Genomic DNA, 14,927 nt, shown 5'->3' with positions numbered 1-14,927 from the left:
CCTTGCGGGTACGAAAATGCCGGGGTAACCCCGGCACAGAGAATGCCGGCCCCACTTACATGGAACCGGCTTAACTGTAAGGTAGAGCGGGTCGTTTAACGGCTCTAAACCTTTTCGTCAAGTCCTTGAAGAACGGAATCTATTGAAGCCGTCACTTCATCAATGGACTGCATGCCGTCAATCACGGAAAGAAGACCTGTCTTCTCGTAATACGGCACAACAACTGCGGTATCGCGGTTGTAGGCTTCAAGACGTTGCTTGAAGACTTCCGGATCATCGTCCTTGCGCACGGGCTGACCAGCAGCCTGTGCATCAGCAGCGCGCTTGATGATCCGATCGACCAGCTTCGACTGGTCGACACGCAGTTCGATGACGGCGTTCAGCTTGAGGCTGTTTGCTTCCAGCATCTCGTCAAGCGCTTCGGCCTGGGCGAGCGTACGGGGAAAACCATCAAGAATGAATCCGTTCCTGGCATCTTCTTCGGCGATCCGGTCGCGGATGATACCGACAACGATCTCATCCGACACGAGACCACCTGCGTCCATGACTTCCTTGGCTTTAACGCCTACCGGGGTCTGGGCGGCCACTGCGGCCCGCAGCATGTCTCCGGTGGAGAGCTGCGGGATCGCGTATTTCGCAACGAGGTGCGCGGCCTGTGTCCCCTTCCCCGCTCCTGGCGGTCCAACCAGAATAAGCCTCATCGACGCCTCCCACTTAATTTCGCTTTTTTCACCAGACCCTCATATTGGTGCGCAAGCAAATGCCCCTGGATCTGTGACACGGTATCCATCGTCACGCTTACGACAATCAACAAAGAGGTGCCACCGAAATAGAACGGAACGCCTGTCGCCGAAATAAGGAATTCGGGTAATAGACAAACGACGGTGATGTAAATTGCACCGACCACCGTAATGCGCGTCAGAACGTAGTCGATGTACTGCGCTGTACGCTCGCCGGGACGGATTCCGGGAATGAAACCGCCGTGTTTCTTCAGGTTGTCCGCGGTGTCGCTCGGATTGAAAACGATCGCGGTATAGAAGAAACAGAAGAACACGATCATCGCTGCGTAGAACACCATGAACAACGGCTGGCCGTGACCAAGCGCCGCAGTGATATACGTCAGCCACTCATTGCCCGAACCCTGACTGAAGCCGCCGATGGTGGCAGGAACCAGCAGGAGGGAAGAAGCGAAGATCGGCGGAATCACACCGGCAGTGTTGAGCTTGAGCGGCAGGAAAGAGGTGTTGCCCTCGAACATGCGATTGCCCATCTGGCGCTTAGGATACTGAATCAGCAGTCTGCGCTGAGCCCGTTCCATGAACACGATCAGTGCGATCACCACGACAGCCAGTATCAGGATACCGAGAATCAGGATCGTCGACATCGAGCCCTGGCGACCGAGTTCAAGCACATTGACCAGCGCGACCGGCAGACCGGCGACAATGCCGGCAAAGATGATCAGCGAAATACCGTTACCGATACCGCGCGATGTGATCTGCTCACCGAGCCACATCAGGAACATGGTACCGCCGACAAGCGTCAAGACAGTTGACGCGCGGAAGAACCAGCCCGGATCGGCAACCACATTGGTGGCTCCTTCCAGACCGACTGCGATACCGTACGCCTGGAAAGCCGCCAGGATAACAGTACCGTAGCGCGTGTACTGGTTGATGACCTTGCGGCCCTGCTCGCCTTCCTTCTTCATCTGCTCGAGCGTCGGTACGACGGTCGTCATGAGCTGCATGATAATGGAGGCGGAAATATACGGCATAATGCCGAGAGCGAAGATCGCCATGCGCTCGACAGCACCGCCGGCAAACATGTTGAACATGCCGATGATGCCGGACTGGGCCTGATTGAAGGCCTGCGCAAAGGCGTCCGGATTGATGCCGGGCAAGGGAATGTAAGTGCCCAGTCGATAAACCAAAAGCGCCCCCAGTGTGAACCAGATGCGCTTTTTGAGTTCTTCAGCCTTGGCGAAAGCTGAGAAATTGAGATTTGACGCCAGTTGCTCGGCGGCCGATGCCATGCCCTACTCCGGAATGCTTGCCCAAGAAATGGGTGAAGCCCAGGCTGTTAAGCCTGAGCTCCCAGAACGGCAACCTTGCCGCCTGCTTTTTCGATCGCTGCAACAGCGCCCTTGGAGGCACCGGCAACTTCAAAGGTCACTGCAGCGGTGAGTTCACCGTTGGCAACGATGCGCACACCGTCACGGACCCGCTTGACAACGCCTGCTGCCTTCAGCGCTTCGACGGTAACCGTCTCGGACGCATTCAGCTTGCCTGCATCAATCGCCTTCTGAACACGGCCAACGGACACAGTGTTGTAGTCCTTGGCAAAAATGTTCGTGAAGCCGCGCTTCGGCAGACGGCGGTGAAGCGGCATCTGACCGCCTTCAAAGCCTTTGATGGCAACGCCGGAACGGGACTTCTGACCTTTGACACCACGGCCACCAGTCTTGCCCTTGCCGGACCCGATGCCGCGAGCCACACGCATGCGGTCTTTTACGGCACCTTCGTTGTCACGAAGTTCATTGAGCTTCATGTTCGTTTCTCCTCACCCCGTTCTTACGCGTTGTCTTCGACGACGCGAACGAGATGCTGGACCTTATTGATCATGCCGCGCACTTCAGGAGTATCCTTCAGTGTGGAACGGCGGTGCATCTTGTTCAGGCCGAGACCGACGAGCGTCGCGCGCTGGTCCTTAGGACGGCGCAGCGGGCTGCCGATCTGTTCGACCGTGACAGTCTTTTCGGTGTTCGCCATGGAACATACCCTCTCTCAGCTGGGGACCGGAGCCGCTAAGGTCAAGCCTCAGCGGCAGCCGAAGCCGCCTCATCGTTGTTGTCACGACGGCGGGACTGCAGCACAGAGACCTTCAGGCCACGGCGGGCAGCGACGGAACGCGGGCTGTCTTCCTTGGTCAGCGCAGCAAAAGTTGCACGCACCATGTTGTAGGGGTTGGAAGTCCCCAGAGACTTGGCCACAACGTCCTGGACGCCGAGCGTTTCGAAAACGGCACGCATCGGGCCGCCTGCGATGATACCGGTACCGGCCGGAGCTGCACGAAGCAGAACCTTGCCAGCACCGTGACGGCCTTCCACATCATGGTGGAGGGTCCGGCCTTCGCGAAGCGGTACACGGATCATCGTGCGCTTTGCTGCTTCAGTTGCCTTACGGATGGCTTCCGGCACTTCACGCGCCTTGCCATGACCGAAGCCGACGCGGCCCTTCTGGTCACCAACCACAACGAGTGCTGCGAAGCCGAAACGACGGCCACCCTTGACCACTTTCGCAACGCGGTTGATGTGAACGAGCTTGTCGACGAATTCGCTGTCTCGCTCGTCGCGATCGCGATTTTCTTGTCTCGCCATATTATACGTCTTCCGTTCTTAAGAGCGCCAACGGGCGCTGGTCAGAATTCAAGTCCACCTTCACGGGCTGCATCAGCAAGCGCTTTTACGCGCCCATGATACTGGTACCCGCCACGGTCGAACACGACCTGCTTTACGCCAGCGGCAGCAGCACGCTCGGCGACAAGCTTGCCAACGGCTGCGGCTGCAGCGACGTCGGCGCCCGTTTTCAGGCTGCTCTTGAGATCTGTTTCGATCGTTGAAGCAGAGACAATCGTATGTCCCTTCGCATCGTCGATGATCTGGGCGTAGATCTGCTTCGACGAGCGGAAGACAGAAAGGCGCGGACGACCGTTCGCGGCTTTCTGAATCGAACGGCGCACGCGATCGCGGCGGCGCTCGAAAGCTTGTTTGCTGTTCGCCATGATCTGGGTCCGTTACTTCTTCTTGCCTTCTTTGCGGACGATGAACTCGCCTGCATAACGAACGCCTTTGCCCTTGTAGGGCTCCGGCGGGCGGAATTCACGAATTTCAGCAGCAACCTGACCGACGCGCTGTTTGTCGGTACCGGTGATGTTGATTTCCGTGGGTTTCGGGCACACGATATCGATACCATCCGGGATCGGATAGACAACGTCATGAGAGAAACCGAGCGCCAGCTGAAGGTTCTTGCCCTGGACCTGAGCGCGATAACCGACACCGGTGATGGCGAGGTCTTTCTTGAAGCCCTCGGTTACGCCAGTGATCAGGTTCGCGACCATGGTGCGGCTCATGCCCCACATGGAGCGAGCCGGCTTGGAGCTGTTGCACGGATCGATTTTGATCCCATCATCCGTCATTTCGGCCAGAACAAGATCGTTGAGCACGAAAGACTTTTCGCCTTTCGGGCCCTTGATCGTAACAGTCTGACCGTCGATCGATGCCGTTACCCCGCTTGGCACGGGGACTGGCTTTTTGCCAATACGAGACATATGACCAACCTTGTCGTTGTTTTAAAAGTGAGGATGCCGCATCAGAAGACGCGGCAAAGAACCTCACCACCTACGTTTTCGTCCCGCGCCTGATGGTCGCTCATGACACCACGCGGAGTCGAAATGATCGACACGCCCAGGCCATTAGAGACATGCGGGATGTTTTTCACCGACGAGTAAACGCGGCGGCCCGGCTTGGACACACGTTCAATCGTGCGGATAACCGGTTCACCGTCGAAATACTTCAGTTCGATTTCCAACTCGGACTTACCGCCCTCGTATTCAACCGTGGTGTAGCCACGGATGTACCCCTCTTTTGCGAGCACATCAAGTACATGTGCGCGCAATTTGGAATTTGGTGAACTGACCTTGTTCTTGCGACGCATCTGCGCGTTGCGAATGCGGGTCAGCATATCCCCCAACGGATCAGAAATTGCCATCGGAGTTTCTCCTTACCAGCTCGACTTGACCAGGCCCGGGATCTTACCCAGGGAGCCCAGTTCACGAAGCGCAATACGCGACATCTTCAGCTTGCGGTAAAAACCGCGCGGACGGCCGGACACTTCGCAACGGTTGCGAACGCGGTTCGGCGCGGAATTCCGCGGCAATTTTGCCAGCTTCAGGCGTGCGTTGTACCGCTCTTCCAGGGACAGGCTTTCATCTTTAGCCAGTGCCTTCAGGGCAGCGCGCTTCTCAGCGTATTTCTTTACAAGCTTCTCGCGGCGCTTGTTCTTCTCGATTGCGCTTTTCTTCGCCATCGTCGATCCCTTCCTTGCCCGTTACTTCGTGAACGGGAAGTTGAACGCGCGCAGAAGCTCGCGTGCTTCATCGTCATTCGGCGCCGTGGTGCAGATGATCACGTCCATGCCCCAGATCTGGTCGACCTTGTCGTACTCGATTTCCGGGAACACGATGTGTTCTTTGATGCCCATGGCGTAGTTGCCGCGACCGTCGAAGCTCTTCGGGTTCAGACCACGGAAGTCACGTACGCGCGGCAGCGCGATGGTGATCAGACGGTCCAGAAATTCGAACATCTGCTGGCGGCGCAGGGTAACCTTCGCACCAAGCGGCATGCCTTCGCGAACCTTGAAGGTTGCGATAGACTTTTTCGCCTTGGTGATCACCGGCTTCTGACCGGCAATCAGTGCCAGGTCGTCAGCTGCGATACGCGCCTTCTTGGAATCGCTGACCGCTTCGCCGACACCGACGTTGAGGACAATCTTTTCCAGCTGCGGAACCTGCATGACGTTCTTGTACTGGAACTTCTCCAGAAGCTGCTTGCGCACAACTTCGTCATAATGCGTCTTGAGACGCGGCACGTTAGTGGTCTCAGCCATCGATCAGGTCTCCCGAACGCTTGGCCACACGGACCTTGGTGCCATCGTCCTGCACTTTGAAGCCGACGCGGGTCGCCTTGCCGTCCTTCGGATCGGCCAGTGCAACGTTGGAAAGGTGAATCGGGGCTTCCTTGGCCACGATGCCTGCTTCCTGCGTCTGGGTCTGCTTCTGGTGGCGGCGAACCATGTTGATGCCGCGGACCAGGGCCTTGTTGTCAGCCGGCAGCATCTGGATGACTTCGCCGGACTTACCCTTGTCACGGCCGGTCAGCACAACCACCGTGTCGCCTTTTTTAATTTTCGCAGCCATCAGAGCACCTCCGGCGCGAGCGAAATGATTTTCATATGGTTCTTTGCACGGAGTTCACGCGGTACCGGTCCGAAGATACGGGTGCCGATCGGCTCCTTGTTGTTGTTGACCAGCACGGCCGCATTGCGGTCGAACCGGATCACGCTGCCATCGGGACGGCGGATATCCTTTGCCGTGCGCACGACGACAGCCTTCATCACGTCGCCCTTCTTAACGCGGCCCCGCGGAATTGCCTCTTTCACGGAGACGACGATGATGTCGCCTACCTGGGCATATTTACGCTTGGAGCCGCCGAGCACTTTGATGCACATGACACGACGAGCGCCGGAATTATCCGCGACGTCGAGGTTTGTTTGCATCTGAATCATGACTGGCTGCCTTGTTCTTCTGATGGCGCTCGGGTCACGGGCGCCTGATGCTCACTGAATGGAGCGCGGTCACTGAGCGACCACGGTCCAACGTTTGTTTTTAGAGATCGGCGCGCATTCTTCGATCTGAACAATGTCGCCAACCTTGTACTGGTTGGTTTCGTCGTGTGCGCGGTACTTCTTGGTCCGGCGCACAGTCTTCTTCAGCAGCGGGTGCGTGAAGCGGCGCTCCACATTCACCGTCACCGTCTTGTCATTGGCGTCGCTGACAACGGTGCCCTGCAGGATACGCTTCGGCATGGCCGTCTCCTTACGCGTTCGCCGACACGCGCTTTTCGCGCATGATCGTCTGGATACGCGCGATATCACGGCGGATCTGCCGGACACGCGCAGTGTTTTCAAGCTGACCCGTAGCCCGCTGGAAGCGCAGGTTGAACTGCTCTTTCTTCAGGCCTTCAAGCTCACTGCGGAGCTCGTCGAGGGTCTTAGCCCGTACATCGGTAGCCTTCATGGCTCTAACTCCTCGCCTGCCCTACTCGCCGATACGCTGAACGAAGCGGCACTTGATCGGCAGTTTGGCTGCAGCAAGACGCATGGCTTCACGCGCAATGTCTTCCGGCACACCGTCGATTTCGAACATGATCCGGCCTGGCTTGACACGGCAAGCCCAGTAATCCGGAGAACCCTTACCTTTACCCATGCGGACTTCAGCAGGTTTCGAGGAAACCGGGACGTCCGGGAAGATGCGGATCCAAACACGACCCGCACGCTTCATGTGGCGGGTCATAGCACGGCGGGCCGCTTCGATCTGACGTGCCGTAACACGCTCCGGCTCAATCGCCTTCAGACCGAATGCGCCGAAGTTGAGGTCAGTGCCTCCCTTCGACAAGCCGTGGATGCGGCCCTTGTGCTGCTTGCGGAACTTTGTGCGCTTCGGTTGCAGCATCGTTCTTCTCTCGTCTTTCTTAAGTTACGAGCGGCAGGCAGCTTGAATTAAGCTGCGCGCTCGCGGCCCCGATCCCGGCGTCCGCCGCGATCACCCTGGTTGCCTTCGGAAGCAGCGGTCGCACGGCGCTCAGACGCCATCGGATCGTGTTCCAGAATTTCACCCTTGAAGATCCAGACCTTCACACCGCACACGCCGTAAGCCGTGTGAGCGCTTGCAACACCGTAGTCGATGTCTGCACGCAGCGTGTGAAGCGGGACGCGGCCTTCGCGGTACCATTCGATACGCGCAATTTCCGCACCGCCGAGACGGCCACCGCAGTTGATACGGATGCCCTGTGCACCGAGACGCATGGCGGACTGAACGGCCCGCTTCATGGCGCGACGGAAAGCAACGCGGCGTTCCAGCTGCTGGGCAATCGACTGGGCGACCAGGGTCGCGTCGATTTCCGGCTTGCGCACTTCAACGATGTTGAGATGCACTTCGGAATTGGTGATGTCGGCGATCTTCTTGCGAAGACGCTCGATATCGGCACCCTTTTTACCGATGACCACACCCGGACGACCGGAGTGAATGGACACGCGGCACTTCTTGTGCGGGCGTTCGATAACAACCTTGGACACGGCAGCCTGCTTCAGTTCCTTCAGCAGGAGCTCACGGATGCGGAAATCTTCGTGCAGAAGATCGCCGTATTCGTTCTTGTTCGCGTACCAGCGGCTGTCCCAGGTGCGGTTGATCCCGAGGCGCATGCCGATCGGGTTTGTCTTATGTCCCATCAGGCAGTCTCCTCAACTTCGCGCACGACGATGGTCAGGTTCGAGAACGGCTTCTCGATCCGGCCAACACGACCGCGTGCACGGGCCTGGAACCGCTTGATCACAAATGCCTTGCCGACATGTGCTTCAGCAACCACCAGGTTGTCGATGTCCAGGTCATGGTTGTTTTCCGCGTTGGCAATGGCCGACATCAAGGTTTTCTTGACGTCCTGCGCAATGCGCTTGCGGGAGAATGTCAGGTCCGCGATCGCGGAACCGACTTTTTTGCCACGGATCGAAGCCGCAACGAGGTTCAGCTTGCGCGGGGAAACGCGCAGCATGCGGGTCATTGCCCGGGCCTCATTGTCAGCGAGCGTCCGCTCACGCTTCGGCTTGCCCATCGTTACTTCCTCTTCGCCTTCTTGTCGGCGCCGTGTCCATAATAGGTCCGGCTCGGCGAGAACTCACCGAACTTGTGACCGATCATTTCCTCAGACACCAGCACCGGAACGTGCTTTTGACCGTTATAGACGCCGAAGGTCAAACCGACGAACTGCGGCAGGATGGTAGAGCGGCGGCTCCAGGTCTTGATGACCTCGTTCCGGCCGGACTCACGGACCTTGTCCGCTTTCTTCAGCAGATACCCGTCGACAAACGGACCTTTCCAGATCGAACGTGCCACGATCCTTGCCCTTTACTTCTTCGCGTGACGGCTGCGGACGATAAACTTATCAGTCTGCTTATTGCGCCGCGTACGCTTACCTTTGGTCGGTTTACCCCAAGGAGTAACCGGATGACGACCGCCGGAGGTCCTGCCTTCACCACCACCGTGCGGGTGGTCGATCGGGTTCATGGCAACACCGCGAGTATGCGGACGAATGCCAAGCCAGCGGGAACGGCCTGCTTTACCCAGGTTAACGTTGGCGTGGTCCGGGTTGGACACGGCGCCAATGGAAGCCATGCAGGTTCCGAGCACACGGCGCTGCTCGCCAGACATCAGGCGCAGCGTGGTGTAGCCCTGGTCGCGGCCGACGATCTGAACGAACGCACCTGCCGAACGAGCGATCTGGGCGCCTTTGCCCGGCTTCAGCTCGACATTGTGCACGATCGTACCAACCGGAATGCGAGCCAGCGGCGCGGCATTGCCCGGTTTCACGTCGACGGATTCACCGGCGATGACGGTATCGCCAGCAGCCAGGCGCTGCGGCGCCAGGATGTAGCTCAGTTCACCGTCTTCGTAACGGATGAGTGCAATGAATGCGGTCCGGTTCGGATCGTATTCAAGGCGCTCGACCGTTGCCGGAACGTCCCATTTACGGCGCTTGAAGTCGACAAGACGGTAAGACCGCTTGTGACCGCCACCGCGGTTCGGAGACGTCAGGCGGCCGGCGTTGTTGCGGCCACCGGACTTGGACAGGCCTTCGGTCAGGGTCTTGACCGGCTTGCCTTTCCACAGACCAGAGCGATCAACTTGAACCAGCTGACGGCGGCCTGGGGACGTCGGGTTGAATGTCTTAAGTGCCATTTTTCTTAAGTCCCCGTCTTAGAGCCCGGTGGTCACGTCGATTGCGTGACCTTCCTGCAGCGTAACGACGGCCTTCTTGTAGTCGGACTGACGGCCGATGCGACCGCGGAAGCGCTTGACCTTGCCCTTGCGGACCAAGGTGTTCACTGCCGTGACCTTTACACCGAACAGCGCTTCGACTGCGGCCTTGATTTCCGGCTTCGTTGCATCGTTAGCAACTTTGAAGACAACCTTGTTCTCTTCGGAAGCCATCGTCGACTTTTCGGTGATTACCGGGCCGACGATTTTGTCGTAGTGAGGAAGTTTGCTCATTTAAAGCGCTCCTCAAGTGCGGACACCGCAGCCTTCGTCAACACCAGGGTGTTGGCACGCAGGATGTCGTAAACGTTGATGCCCTGAACCGGCAGCACATCCAGATGCGGAATGTTGCGGGATGCCAGAGCGAAGTTTGCATCGACCTCGGCGCCGTCAATGATCAGGGCGCTGGTCAGGCCGAGCTTGGTCAGCTGTGCCTTGAGTGCCTTGGTCTTTGCTTCGGCTGCCTTCGCGTCTTCGACAATAACGATGCTGTCTGTCTTGGCTTTCGCCGACAGAGCATGCTTCAGGCCGAGGGCGCGAACCTTCTTCGGCAGGTCATGGCTGTGATCGCGAACGATCGGGCCGAATGCCTTACCACCACCGCGGAACTGCGGGGCCTTCTTGTTGCCGTGACGTGCACCGCCGGAACCTTTCTGACGGACGAATTTCTTCGTCGTGCCGGAAACTTCCGAACGGCCCAGTGCCTTGTGGGTACCTGCCTGGCGCTTGGCCAGCTGCCAACGCACCACACGGTGGATCAAATCGGTGCGCGGCTCGAGACCGAAGATCTCGTCAGACACCGTGATCGAACCGGCCGCCCCACCTTCGAGGGTCTTGACCTGGAGTTCCATCACTCACTCTCCTTCCCGGCGGCCGCAGTCGCTTCGGTTGCTTTGAAAGCACCCGGAACCGGAACGTTTTCCGGCAGCGCCTTTTTGATCGCGTCGCGGACCAGGATCCAGCCGCCCTTGGCGCCCGGAACAGAGCCCTCGACCATGATCAGGCCACGCTCAACATCAGTGCGCACAACCTTCAGGTTCTGCGTGGTCACGCGGGCATCACCCATGTGACCGGCCATTTTCTTGCCCTTGAACACGCGGCCCGGGTCCTGACACTGACCGGTAGAACCGTGCGAACGGTGCGAGATCGAGTTACCGTGCGATGCACGGCCACCACCGAAGTTGTGACGCTTCATGGCACCGGCAAAACCCTTACCGATAGAAGTGCCGGTCACGTCGACAAACTGGCCTTCGACGTAGTGGTCAGCGGTCAGTTCCGCGCCAACGTCGATCAGGTTTTCCGCGGAAACGCGGAATTCGGCCACGGTCCGCTTCGGCTCAACCTTTGCAACAGCAAAGTGGCCACGCAGTGCCTTCGGCGTATTCTTTACTTTACGGGTACCTGCACCGAGCTGCAGCGCAGTGTAACCATTTTTTTCGTCAGTGCGGTGGGCAACCACCTGGCAATTTTCCAGCCGCAGAACGGTGACCGGAACATGCTCGCCTGCATCGTTATAGATGCGGGTCATGCCCACTTTCTGAGCGATCACTCCAGAACGCATGGATGTGTCCCCTTCGACCCGGCTTAGAGCTTGATCTCGACGTCGACACCAGCGGCGAGGTCGAGCTTCATGAGCGCGTCCACCGTCTGGGGCGTCGGATCAACGATATCGAGAAGGCGTTTATGCGTACGCATCTCGAACTGATCGCGGCTTTTCTTATCGATATGCGGCCCGCGAAGCACCGTGTACTTCTCGATCCGCGTCGGCAGCGGCACGGGACCCCGTACCTGAGCACCGGTCCGCTTGGCCGTATTGACGATCTCCTTGGTGGAGGCGTCGAGAATACGGTGGTCAAACGCCTTCAGGCGGATCCGGATATTCTGACCGTTCATTGTTGTTGTTCCCAATAAGACTGCGGGCCTGCCCGCGTTTCACTTGAAAGTCACCGGCAGGCCCGGCTGTCGATTATTCGATGATGGATGCGACGACGCCAGCGCCGACGGTACGGCCACCTTCGCGGATAGCGAAGCGCAGGCCTTCTTCCATGGCGATCGGCACGATCAGCTCAACCTCGACGGAGACGTTGTCGCCCGGCATCACCATTTCCGTGCCTTCCGGCAGGGACACCACACCGGTCACGTCCGTCGTACGGAAGTAGAACTGCGGGCGGTAGTTGGTGAAGAACGGGGTGTGACGACCACCTTCTTCCTTGGTGAGGATGTAAGCCTCGGCCTTGAACTTCGTGTGCGGGGTAACAGTACCCGGCTTGCAAAGAACCTGGCCGCGCTCAACGTCTTCACGAGCGATACCGCGGATCAGCGCGCCGATGTTGTCGCCTGCTTCGCCGCTGTCCAGCAGCTTGCGGAACATTTCAACGCCGGTGACGGTGGTCTTCTGCGTGTCCTTGATGCCGACGATTTCGACTTCTTCGCCAACCTTCACGATGCCGCGCTCAACACGACCGGTCACAACCGTACCACGGCCGGAGATCGAGAAGACGTCTTCGATCGGCATCAGGAACGGAAGGTCCTTCGGACGCTCCGGGGTCGGGATGTACGCGTCGACCTGAGCCATCAGCTCACGGATCGCATCGCGGCCAATGGCCGGATCGCGGTTTTCAACGGCTGCCAGTGCAGAACCCTTGACGATCGGAATGTCGTCGCCCGGGAATTCGTAGGAAGACAGCAGTTCGCGGATTTCCATTTCGACGAGCTCGAGAAGCTCTTCGTCGTCGACCTGGTCAACCTTGTTCATGAACACGACCAGAGCCGGAACACCGACCTGGCGAGCCAGGAGGATGTGTTCACGGGTCTGCGGCATCGGGCCGTCAGCGGCAGAACAGACCAGGATCGCGCCGTCCATCTGCGCTGCACCGGTGATCATGTTCTTCACGTAGTCGGCGTGACCAGGGCAGTCGACGTGTGCGTAGTGACGGTTTTCCGTCTCATACTCAACGTGGGCCGTGGAGATGGTGATGCCGCGAGCCTTTTCTTCAGGCGCGCCGTCGATTTCGTCGTAAGCTTTTGCAGTCGCACCGCCGGTTTCAGCCAGCGTCATGGTGATTGCTGCGGTCAGCGTCGTCTTGCCGTGGTCAACGTGGCCAATCGTGCCAATGTTAACGTGCGGCTTGTTGCGCTCAAATTTTTCTTTCGCCATCGGATTACTCCGTTTCTCTAGTTCTTCTTGACGTTAAGAGGATGGGCTCAGGCGTATTTCGCCTGAACCTCTTCGGCGACAGCCTGCGGCACCTGCTCGTAGTGATCGAACACCATCGAGTACTGTGCGCGGCCCTGAGACATGGAACGCAGGTTGTTCACGTAGCCAAACATGTTGGCCAGCGGGACCATTGCGGTGATGACAGTAACGACGCCCCGGTTCTCCGTGCCGGCGATCTGGCCGCGGCGGGAGTTCAGGTCACCAATCACGTCACCCATGTAGTCTTCCGGTGTAACAACCTCGACCTTCATGATCGGCTCGAGCAGTTTCGGGCCGGCCTTGGCAATACCTTCGCGGAAACCGGCACGGCCGGCGATTTCGAAGGCGAGAACCGAGGAGTCAACGTCGTGGTAGGCACCATCGATCAGGGTTGCCTTGATATCGAGCATCGGGAAGCCTGCCAGCGGACCGGAAGACATGACGCTTTCGATACCTTTGGTAACGCCCGGGATGTATTCCTTCGGAATGGACCCGCCGACGATCTTGCTTTCGAAGACATAGCCTTCGTTCGGCTCGGCCGGCTCGATGACAAGCTTGACGCGAGCGAACTGACCGGAACCACCAGACTGCTTCTTGTGGGTGTAATCCACTTCAGAAACCTTGGTGATGGTTTCGCGGTAAGCCACCTGCGGCGCACCGATGTTGGCCTCGACCTTGAACTCACGCTTCATGCGGTCGACGATGATGTCCAGGTGCAGCTCGCCCATGCCGGCGATGATGGTCTGACCGGATTCTTCGTCGGTTTTGACGCGGAAGGACGGATCTTCAGCAGCCAGGCGGTTGAGCGCGAGGCCCATCTTTTCCTGGTCGCCCTTGGTCTTCGGCTCGACAGCGATCTCGATGACCGGCTCCGGGAATTCCATGCGCTCCAGGATCACCGGCTTCAGCGGATCACACAGGGTGTCGCCAGTCGTGGTGTCCTTCAGACCAGCGATAGCAACGATATCGCCTGCATAGGCTACATCGATGTCTTCGCGGGAGTTGGAGTGCATCTGCATCATCCGGCCGACGCGCTCACGCTTGTCTTTCACGGTGTTCAGCAGGGACACGCCCTTGTTCAGAACGCCGGAATAGATGCGGCAGAACGTCAGGGAACCAACGAACGGGTCGTTGGCGATCTTGAACGCCAGCAGGCCGAGCGGTTCTTCATCGGAAGACTTGCGAACGATTTCGCTTTCGGTCTTCGGGTCGATACCCTTGATGTCCGGAACTTCAACCGGGCTCGGCAGGTAGTCGACAACTGCGTCGAGAAGCGGCTGAACGCCTTTGTTCTTGAACGCGGAACCGCAGAAGACCGGCACGAATTCGGTGCTGATCGTACCCTTGCGGATAAGCTTCTTGAGCGTCTCGATGGAGGGCTCTTCGCCTTCCAGATAAGCTTCCATGACAGCTTCGTCGACTTCGACAACAGTCTCGATCAGAGCATCGCGAGCTTCCTGAGCGCGATCAACGAGATCGGCCGGAATGTCGACAACGTCCCAGGCAGCGCCAAGGTTTTCGGACTGCCAGATCAGAGCCTTCATTTCCAGAAGGTCGATACAGCCGGCGAATTCGCTTTCAGCGCCAACCGGAAGCTGCATGACCAGCGGAGTTGCGCCGAGGCGTTCCTTGATCATCTTGACGCAGCGATCGAAATCGGCGCCCAGCTTGTCCATCTTGTTGACGAAGATCATCCGCGGGACATGATACTTGTCGGCCTGGCGCCAAACAGTTTCAGTCTGCGGCTCAACGCCAGCGTTTGCATCCAGAAGGGCGACGGCACCGTCGAGCACGCGCAGGGAACGTTCAACTTCAATGGTGAAGTCAACGTGGCCCGGGGTGTCGATGATGTTCAGGCGCTTTTCTTTCCAGAAAGCGGTGGTTGCAGCAGAGGTGATCGTGATGCCACGCTCCTGCTCCTGCTCCATCCAGTCCATGGTGGCTGCGCCGTCATGAACTTCGCCGATCTTGTGGCTCTTACCAGTGTAGAAGAGGATCCGCTCAGTCGTAGTGGTCTTTCCAGCATCGATGTGAGCCATGATGCCGAAGTTGCGGTAGTCCTCGATTTTATGCGTGCGCGCCATTGCGT

Annotated in this window: 25 protein-coding genes; all 25 read right to left on the bottom strand. The window is 58.4% G+C overall.

Features of this window, described 5'->3' with window-relative positions; all coding sequences use genetic code 11:
* Positions 1-104: 104 nt before the first annotated feature.
* The 25 genes from FIU93_RS18365 to fusA all read right to left on the bottom strand — a co-directional run bounded on the left by FIU93_RS18365 (position 105) and on the right by fusA (position 14,922).
* Positions 105-701, bottom strand: coding sequence for an adenylate kinase (locus FIU93_RS18365; protein ID WP_022998251.1), 597 nt, complete (start codon positions 699-701; stop codon positions 105-107).
* Positions 698-2,029 carry a preprotein translocase subunit SecY gene (secY, locus tag FIU93_RS18360; RefSeq protein ID WP_022998250.1) on the bottom strand — a complete coding sequence of 444 codons (1,332 nt, stop codon included), beginning with the start codon at positions 2,027-2,029 and terminating at the stop codon, positions 698-700. The genes FIU93_RS18365 and secY overlap by 4 nt, the downstream gene beginning before the upstream one ends.
* Before the next feature lie 47 nt (positions 2,030-2,076).
* Positions 2,077-2,544, bottom strand: a complete 468-nt coding sequence (gene rplO, locus FIU93_RS18355) for a 50S ribosomal protein L15 (protein ID WP_022998249.1) — start codon at positions 2,542-2,544, stop codon at positions 2,077-2,079.
* Positions 2,545-2,567: 23 nt separating this feature from the next.
* Positions 2,568-2,765, bottom strand: coding sequence for a 50S ribosomal protein L30 (rpmD, locus tag FIU93_RS18350; protein WP_006936433.1), 198 nt, complete (start codon positions 2,763-2,765; stop codon positions 2,568-2,570).
* A gap of 41 nt (positions 2,766-2,806) precedes the next feature.
* A complete protein-coding gene (gene rpsE / locus FIU93_RS18345; RefSeq protein ID WP_006936434.1) occupies positions 2,807-3,373 on the bottom strand; it encodes a 30S ribosomal protein S5 in 567 nt (188 codons plus the stop codon).
* A 41-nt stretch (positions 3,374-3,414) separates the two neighbouring features.
* Entirely contained in the window at positions 3,415-3,777 is a 363-nt protein-coding gene (rplR, locus tag FIU93_RS18340; protein ID WP_022998248.1) for a 50S ribosomal protein L18, read from the bottom strand.
* 12 nt (positions 3,778-3,789) lie between these two features.
* Positions 3,790-4,323: a 50S ribosomal protein L6 gene (gene rplF, locus FIU93_RS18335; RefSeq protein ID WP_022998247.1), complete on the bottom strand. Its 534-nt coding sequence runs from the start codon at positions 4,321-4,323 to the stop codon at positions 3,790-3,792.
* Positions 4,324-4,364: 41 nt separating this feature from the next.
* Positions 4,365-4,763: a 30S ribosomal protein S8 gene (rpsH, locus tag FIU93_RS18330; protein ID WP_006936438.1), complete on the bottom strand. Its 399-nt coding sequence runs from the start codon at positions 4,761-4,763 to the stop codon at positions 4,365-4,367.
* 12 nt (positions 4,764-4,775) lie between these two features.
* The gene (gene rpsN / locus FIU93_RS18325) at positions 4,776-5,081 is read right to left on the bottom strand and encodes a 30S ribosomal protein S14 (RefSeq protein ID WP_006936439.1); all 306 of its coding nucleotides are present in this window, start codon (positions 5,079-5,081) and stop codon (positions 4,776-4,778) included.
* Positions 5,082-5,102: 21 nt separating this feature from the next.
* Positions 5,103-5,660, bottom strand: coding sequence for a 50S ribosomal protein L5 (rplE, locus tag FIU93_RS18320; protein WP_022998246.1), 558 nt, complete (start codon positions 5,658-5,660; stop codon positions 5,103-5,105).
* Complete coding sequence (gene rplX, locus FIU93_RS18315) at positions 5,653-5,970, bottom strand: 50S ribosomal protein L24 (protein ID WP_006936441.1); 318 nt, start codon at positions 5,968-5,970, stop codon at positions 5,653-5,655. Before rplX ends, rplE begins: the two co-directional genes overlap by 8 nt.
* On the bottom strand, positions 5,970-6,338 hold the full coding sequence (gene rplN, locus FIU93_RS18310; RefSeq protein WP_006936443.1) for a 50S ribosomal protein L14: 369 nt from the start codon (positions 6,336-6,338) through the stop codon (positions 5,970-5,972). The genes rplX and rplN overlap by 1 nt, the downstream gene beginning before the upstream one ends.
* Positions 6,339-6,407: 69 nt before the next feature.
* Positions 6,408-6,638, bottom strand: a complete 231-nt coding sequence (rpsQ, locus tag FIU93_RS18305; RefSeq protein ID WP_022998245.1) for a 30S ribosomal protein S17 — start codon at positions 6,636-6,638, stop codon at positions 6,408-6,410.
* Between the two features lie 10 nt (positions 6,639-6,648).
* On the bottom strand, positions 6,649-6,849 hold the full coding sequence (gene rpmC / locus FIU93_RS18300; RefSeq protein WP_006936445.1) for a 50S ribosomal protein L29: 201 nt from the start codon (positions 6,847-6,849) through the stop codon (positions 6,649-6,651).
* 21 nt (positions 6,850-6,870) lie between these two features.
* Positions 6,871-7,284, bottom strand: coding sequence for a 50S ribosomal protein L16 (gene rplP, locus FIU93_RS18295; RefSeq protein ID WP_022998244.1), 414 nt, complete (start codon positions 7,282-7,284; stop codon positions 6,871-6,873).
* 47 nt (positions 7,285-7,331) lie between these two features.
* Positions 7,332-8,060, bottom strand: a complete 729-nt coding sequence (gene rpsC / locus FIU93_RS18290; protein ID WP_006936448.1) for a 30S ribosomal protein S3 — start codon at positions 8,058-8,060, stop codon at positions 7,332-7,334.
* The gene (gene rplV / locus FIU93_RS18285; protein WP_006936449.1) at positions 8,060-8,440 is read right to left on the bottom strand and encodes a 50S ribosomal protein L22; all 381 of its coding nucleotides are present in this window, start codon (positions 8,438-8,440) and stop codon (positions 8,060-8,062) included. The genes rpsC and rplV overlap by 1 nt, the downstream gene beginning before the upstream one ends.
* Before the next feature lie 2 nt (positions 8,441-8,442).
* Positions 8,443-8,721 (bottom strand): 30S ribosomal protein S19, encoded by a 279-nt coding sequence (gene rpsS / locus FIU93_RS18280; protein WP_022998243.1) that lies wholly within the window; start codon positions 8,719-8,721, stop codon positions 8,443-8,445.
* A gap of 12 nt (positions 8,722-8,733) precedes the next feature.
* The gene (gene rplB, locus FIU93_RS18275; RefSeq protein ID WP_055654715.1) at positions 8,734-9,564 is read right to left on the bottom strand and encodes a 50S ribosomal protein L2; all 831 of its coding nucleotides are present in this window, start codon (positions 9,562-9,564) and stop codon (positions 8,734-8,736) included.
* Positions 9,565-9,582: 18 nt separating this feature from the next.
* The gene (locus FIU93_RS18270) at positions 9,583-9,876 is read right to left on the bottom strand and encodes a 50S ribosomal protein L23 (RefSeq protein ID WP_006936452.1); all 294 of its coding nucleotides are present in this window, start codon (positions 9,874-9,876) and stop codon (positions 9,583-9,585) included.
* Positions 9,873-10,493: a 50S ribosomal protein L4 gene (rplD, locus tag FIU93_RS18265; protein ID WP_055654717.1), complete on the bottom strand. Its 621-nt coding sequence runs from the start codon at positions 10,491-10,493 to the stop codon at positions 9,873-9,875. The genes FIU93_RS18270 and rplD overlap by 4 nt, the downstream gene beginning before the upstream one ends.
* Positions 10,493-11,203, bottom strand: coding sequence for a 50S ribosomal protein L3 (gene rplC / locus FIU93_RS18260; protein ID WP_031268311.1), 711 nt, complete (start codon positions 11,201-11,203; stop codon positions 10,493-10,495). Before rplC ends, rplD begins: the two co-directional genes overlap by 1 nt.
* 23 nt (positions 11,204-11,226) lie before the next feature.
* Positions 11,227-11,535: a 30S ribosomal protein S10 gene (gene rpsJ, locus FIU93_RS18255; RefSeq protein ID WP_006936455.1), complete on the bottom strand. Its 309-nt coding sequence runs from the start codon at positions 11,533-11,535 to the stop codon at positions 11,227-11,229.
* Positions 11,536-11,608: 73 nt separating this feature from the next.
* On the bottom strand, positions 11,609-12,799 hold the full coding sequence (gene tuf, locus FIU93_RS18250) for an elongation factor Tu (RefSeq protein ID WP_006936456.1): 1,191 nt from the start codon (positions 12,797-12,799) through the stop codon (positions 11,609-11,611).
* Positions 12,800-12,846: 47 nt separating this feature from the next.
* A complete protein-coding gene (gene fusA, locus FIU93_RS18245) occupies positions 12,847-14,922 on the bottom strand; it encodes an elongation factor G (RefSeq protein WP_023001589.1) in 2,076 nt (691 codons plus the stop codon).
* Positions 14,923-14,927 lie beyond the last annotated feature (5 nt).

Source organism: Labrenzia sp. THAF35 (genome assembly GCF_009363595.1).
In the GTDB taxonomy this organism is placed as follows: Bacteria; Pseudomonadota; Alphaproteobacteria; order Rhizobiales; family Stappiaceae; genus Roseibium; species Roseibium algicola.
This window is presented reverse-complemented; position numbering and strand designations above follow the sequence as displayed.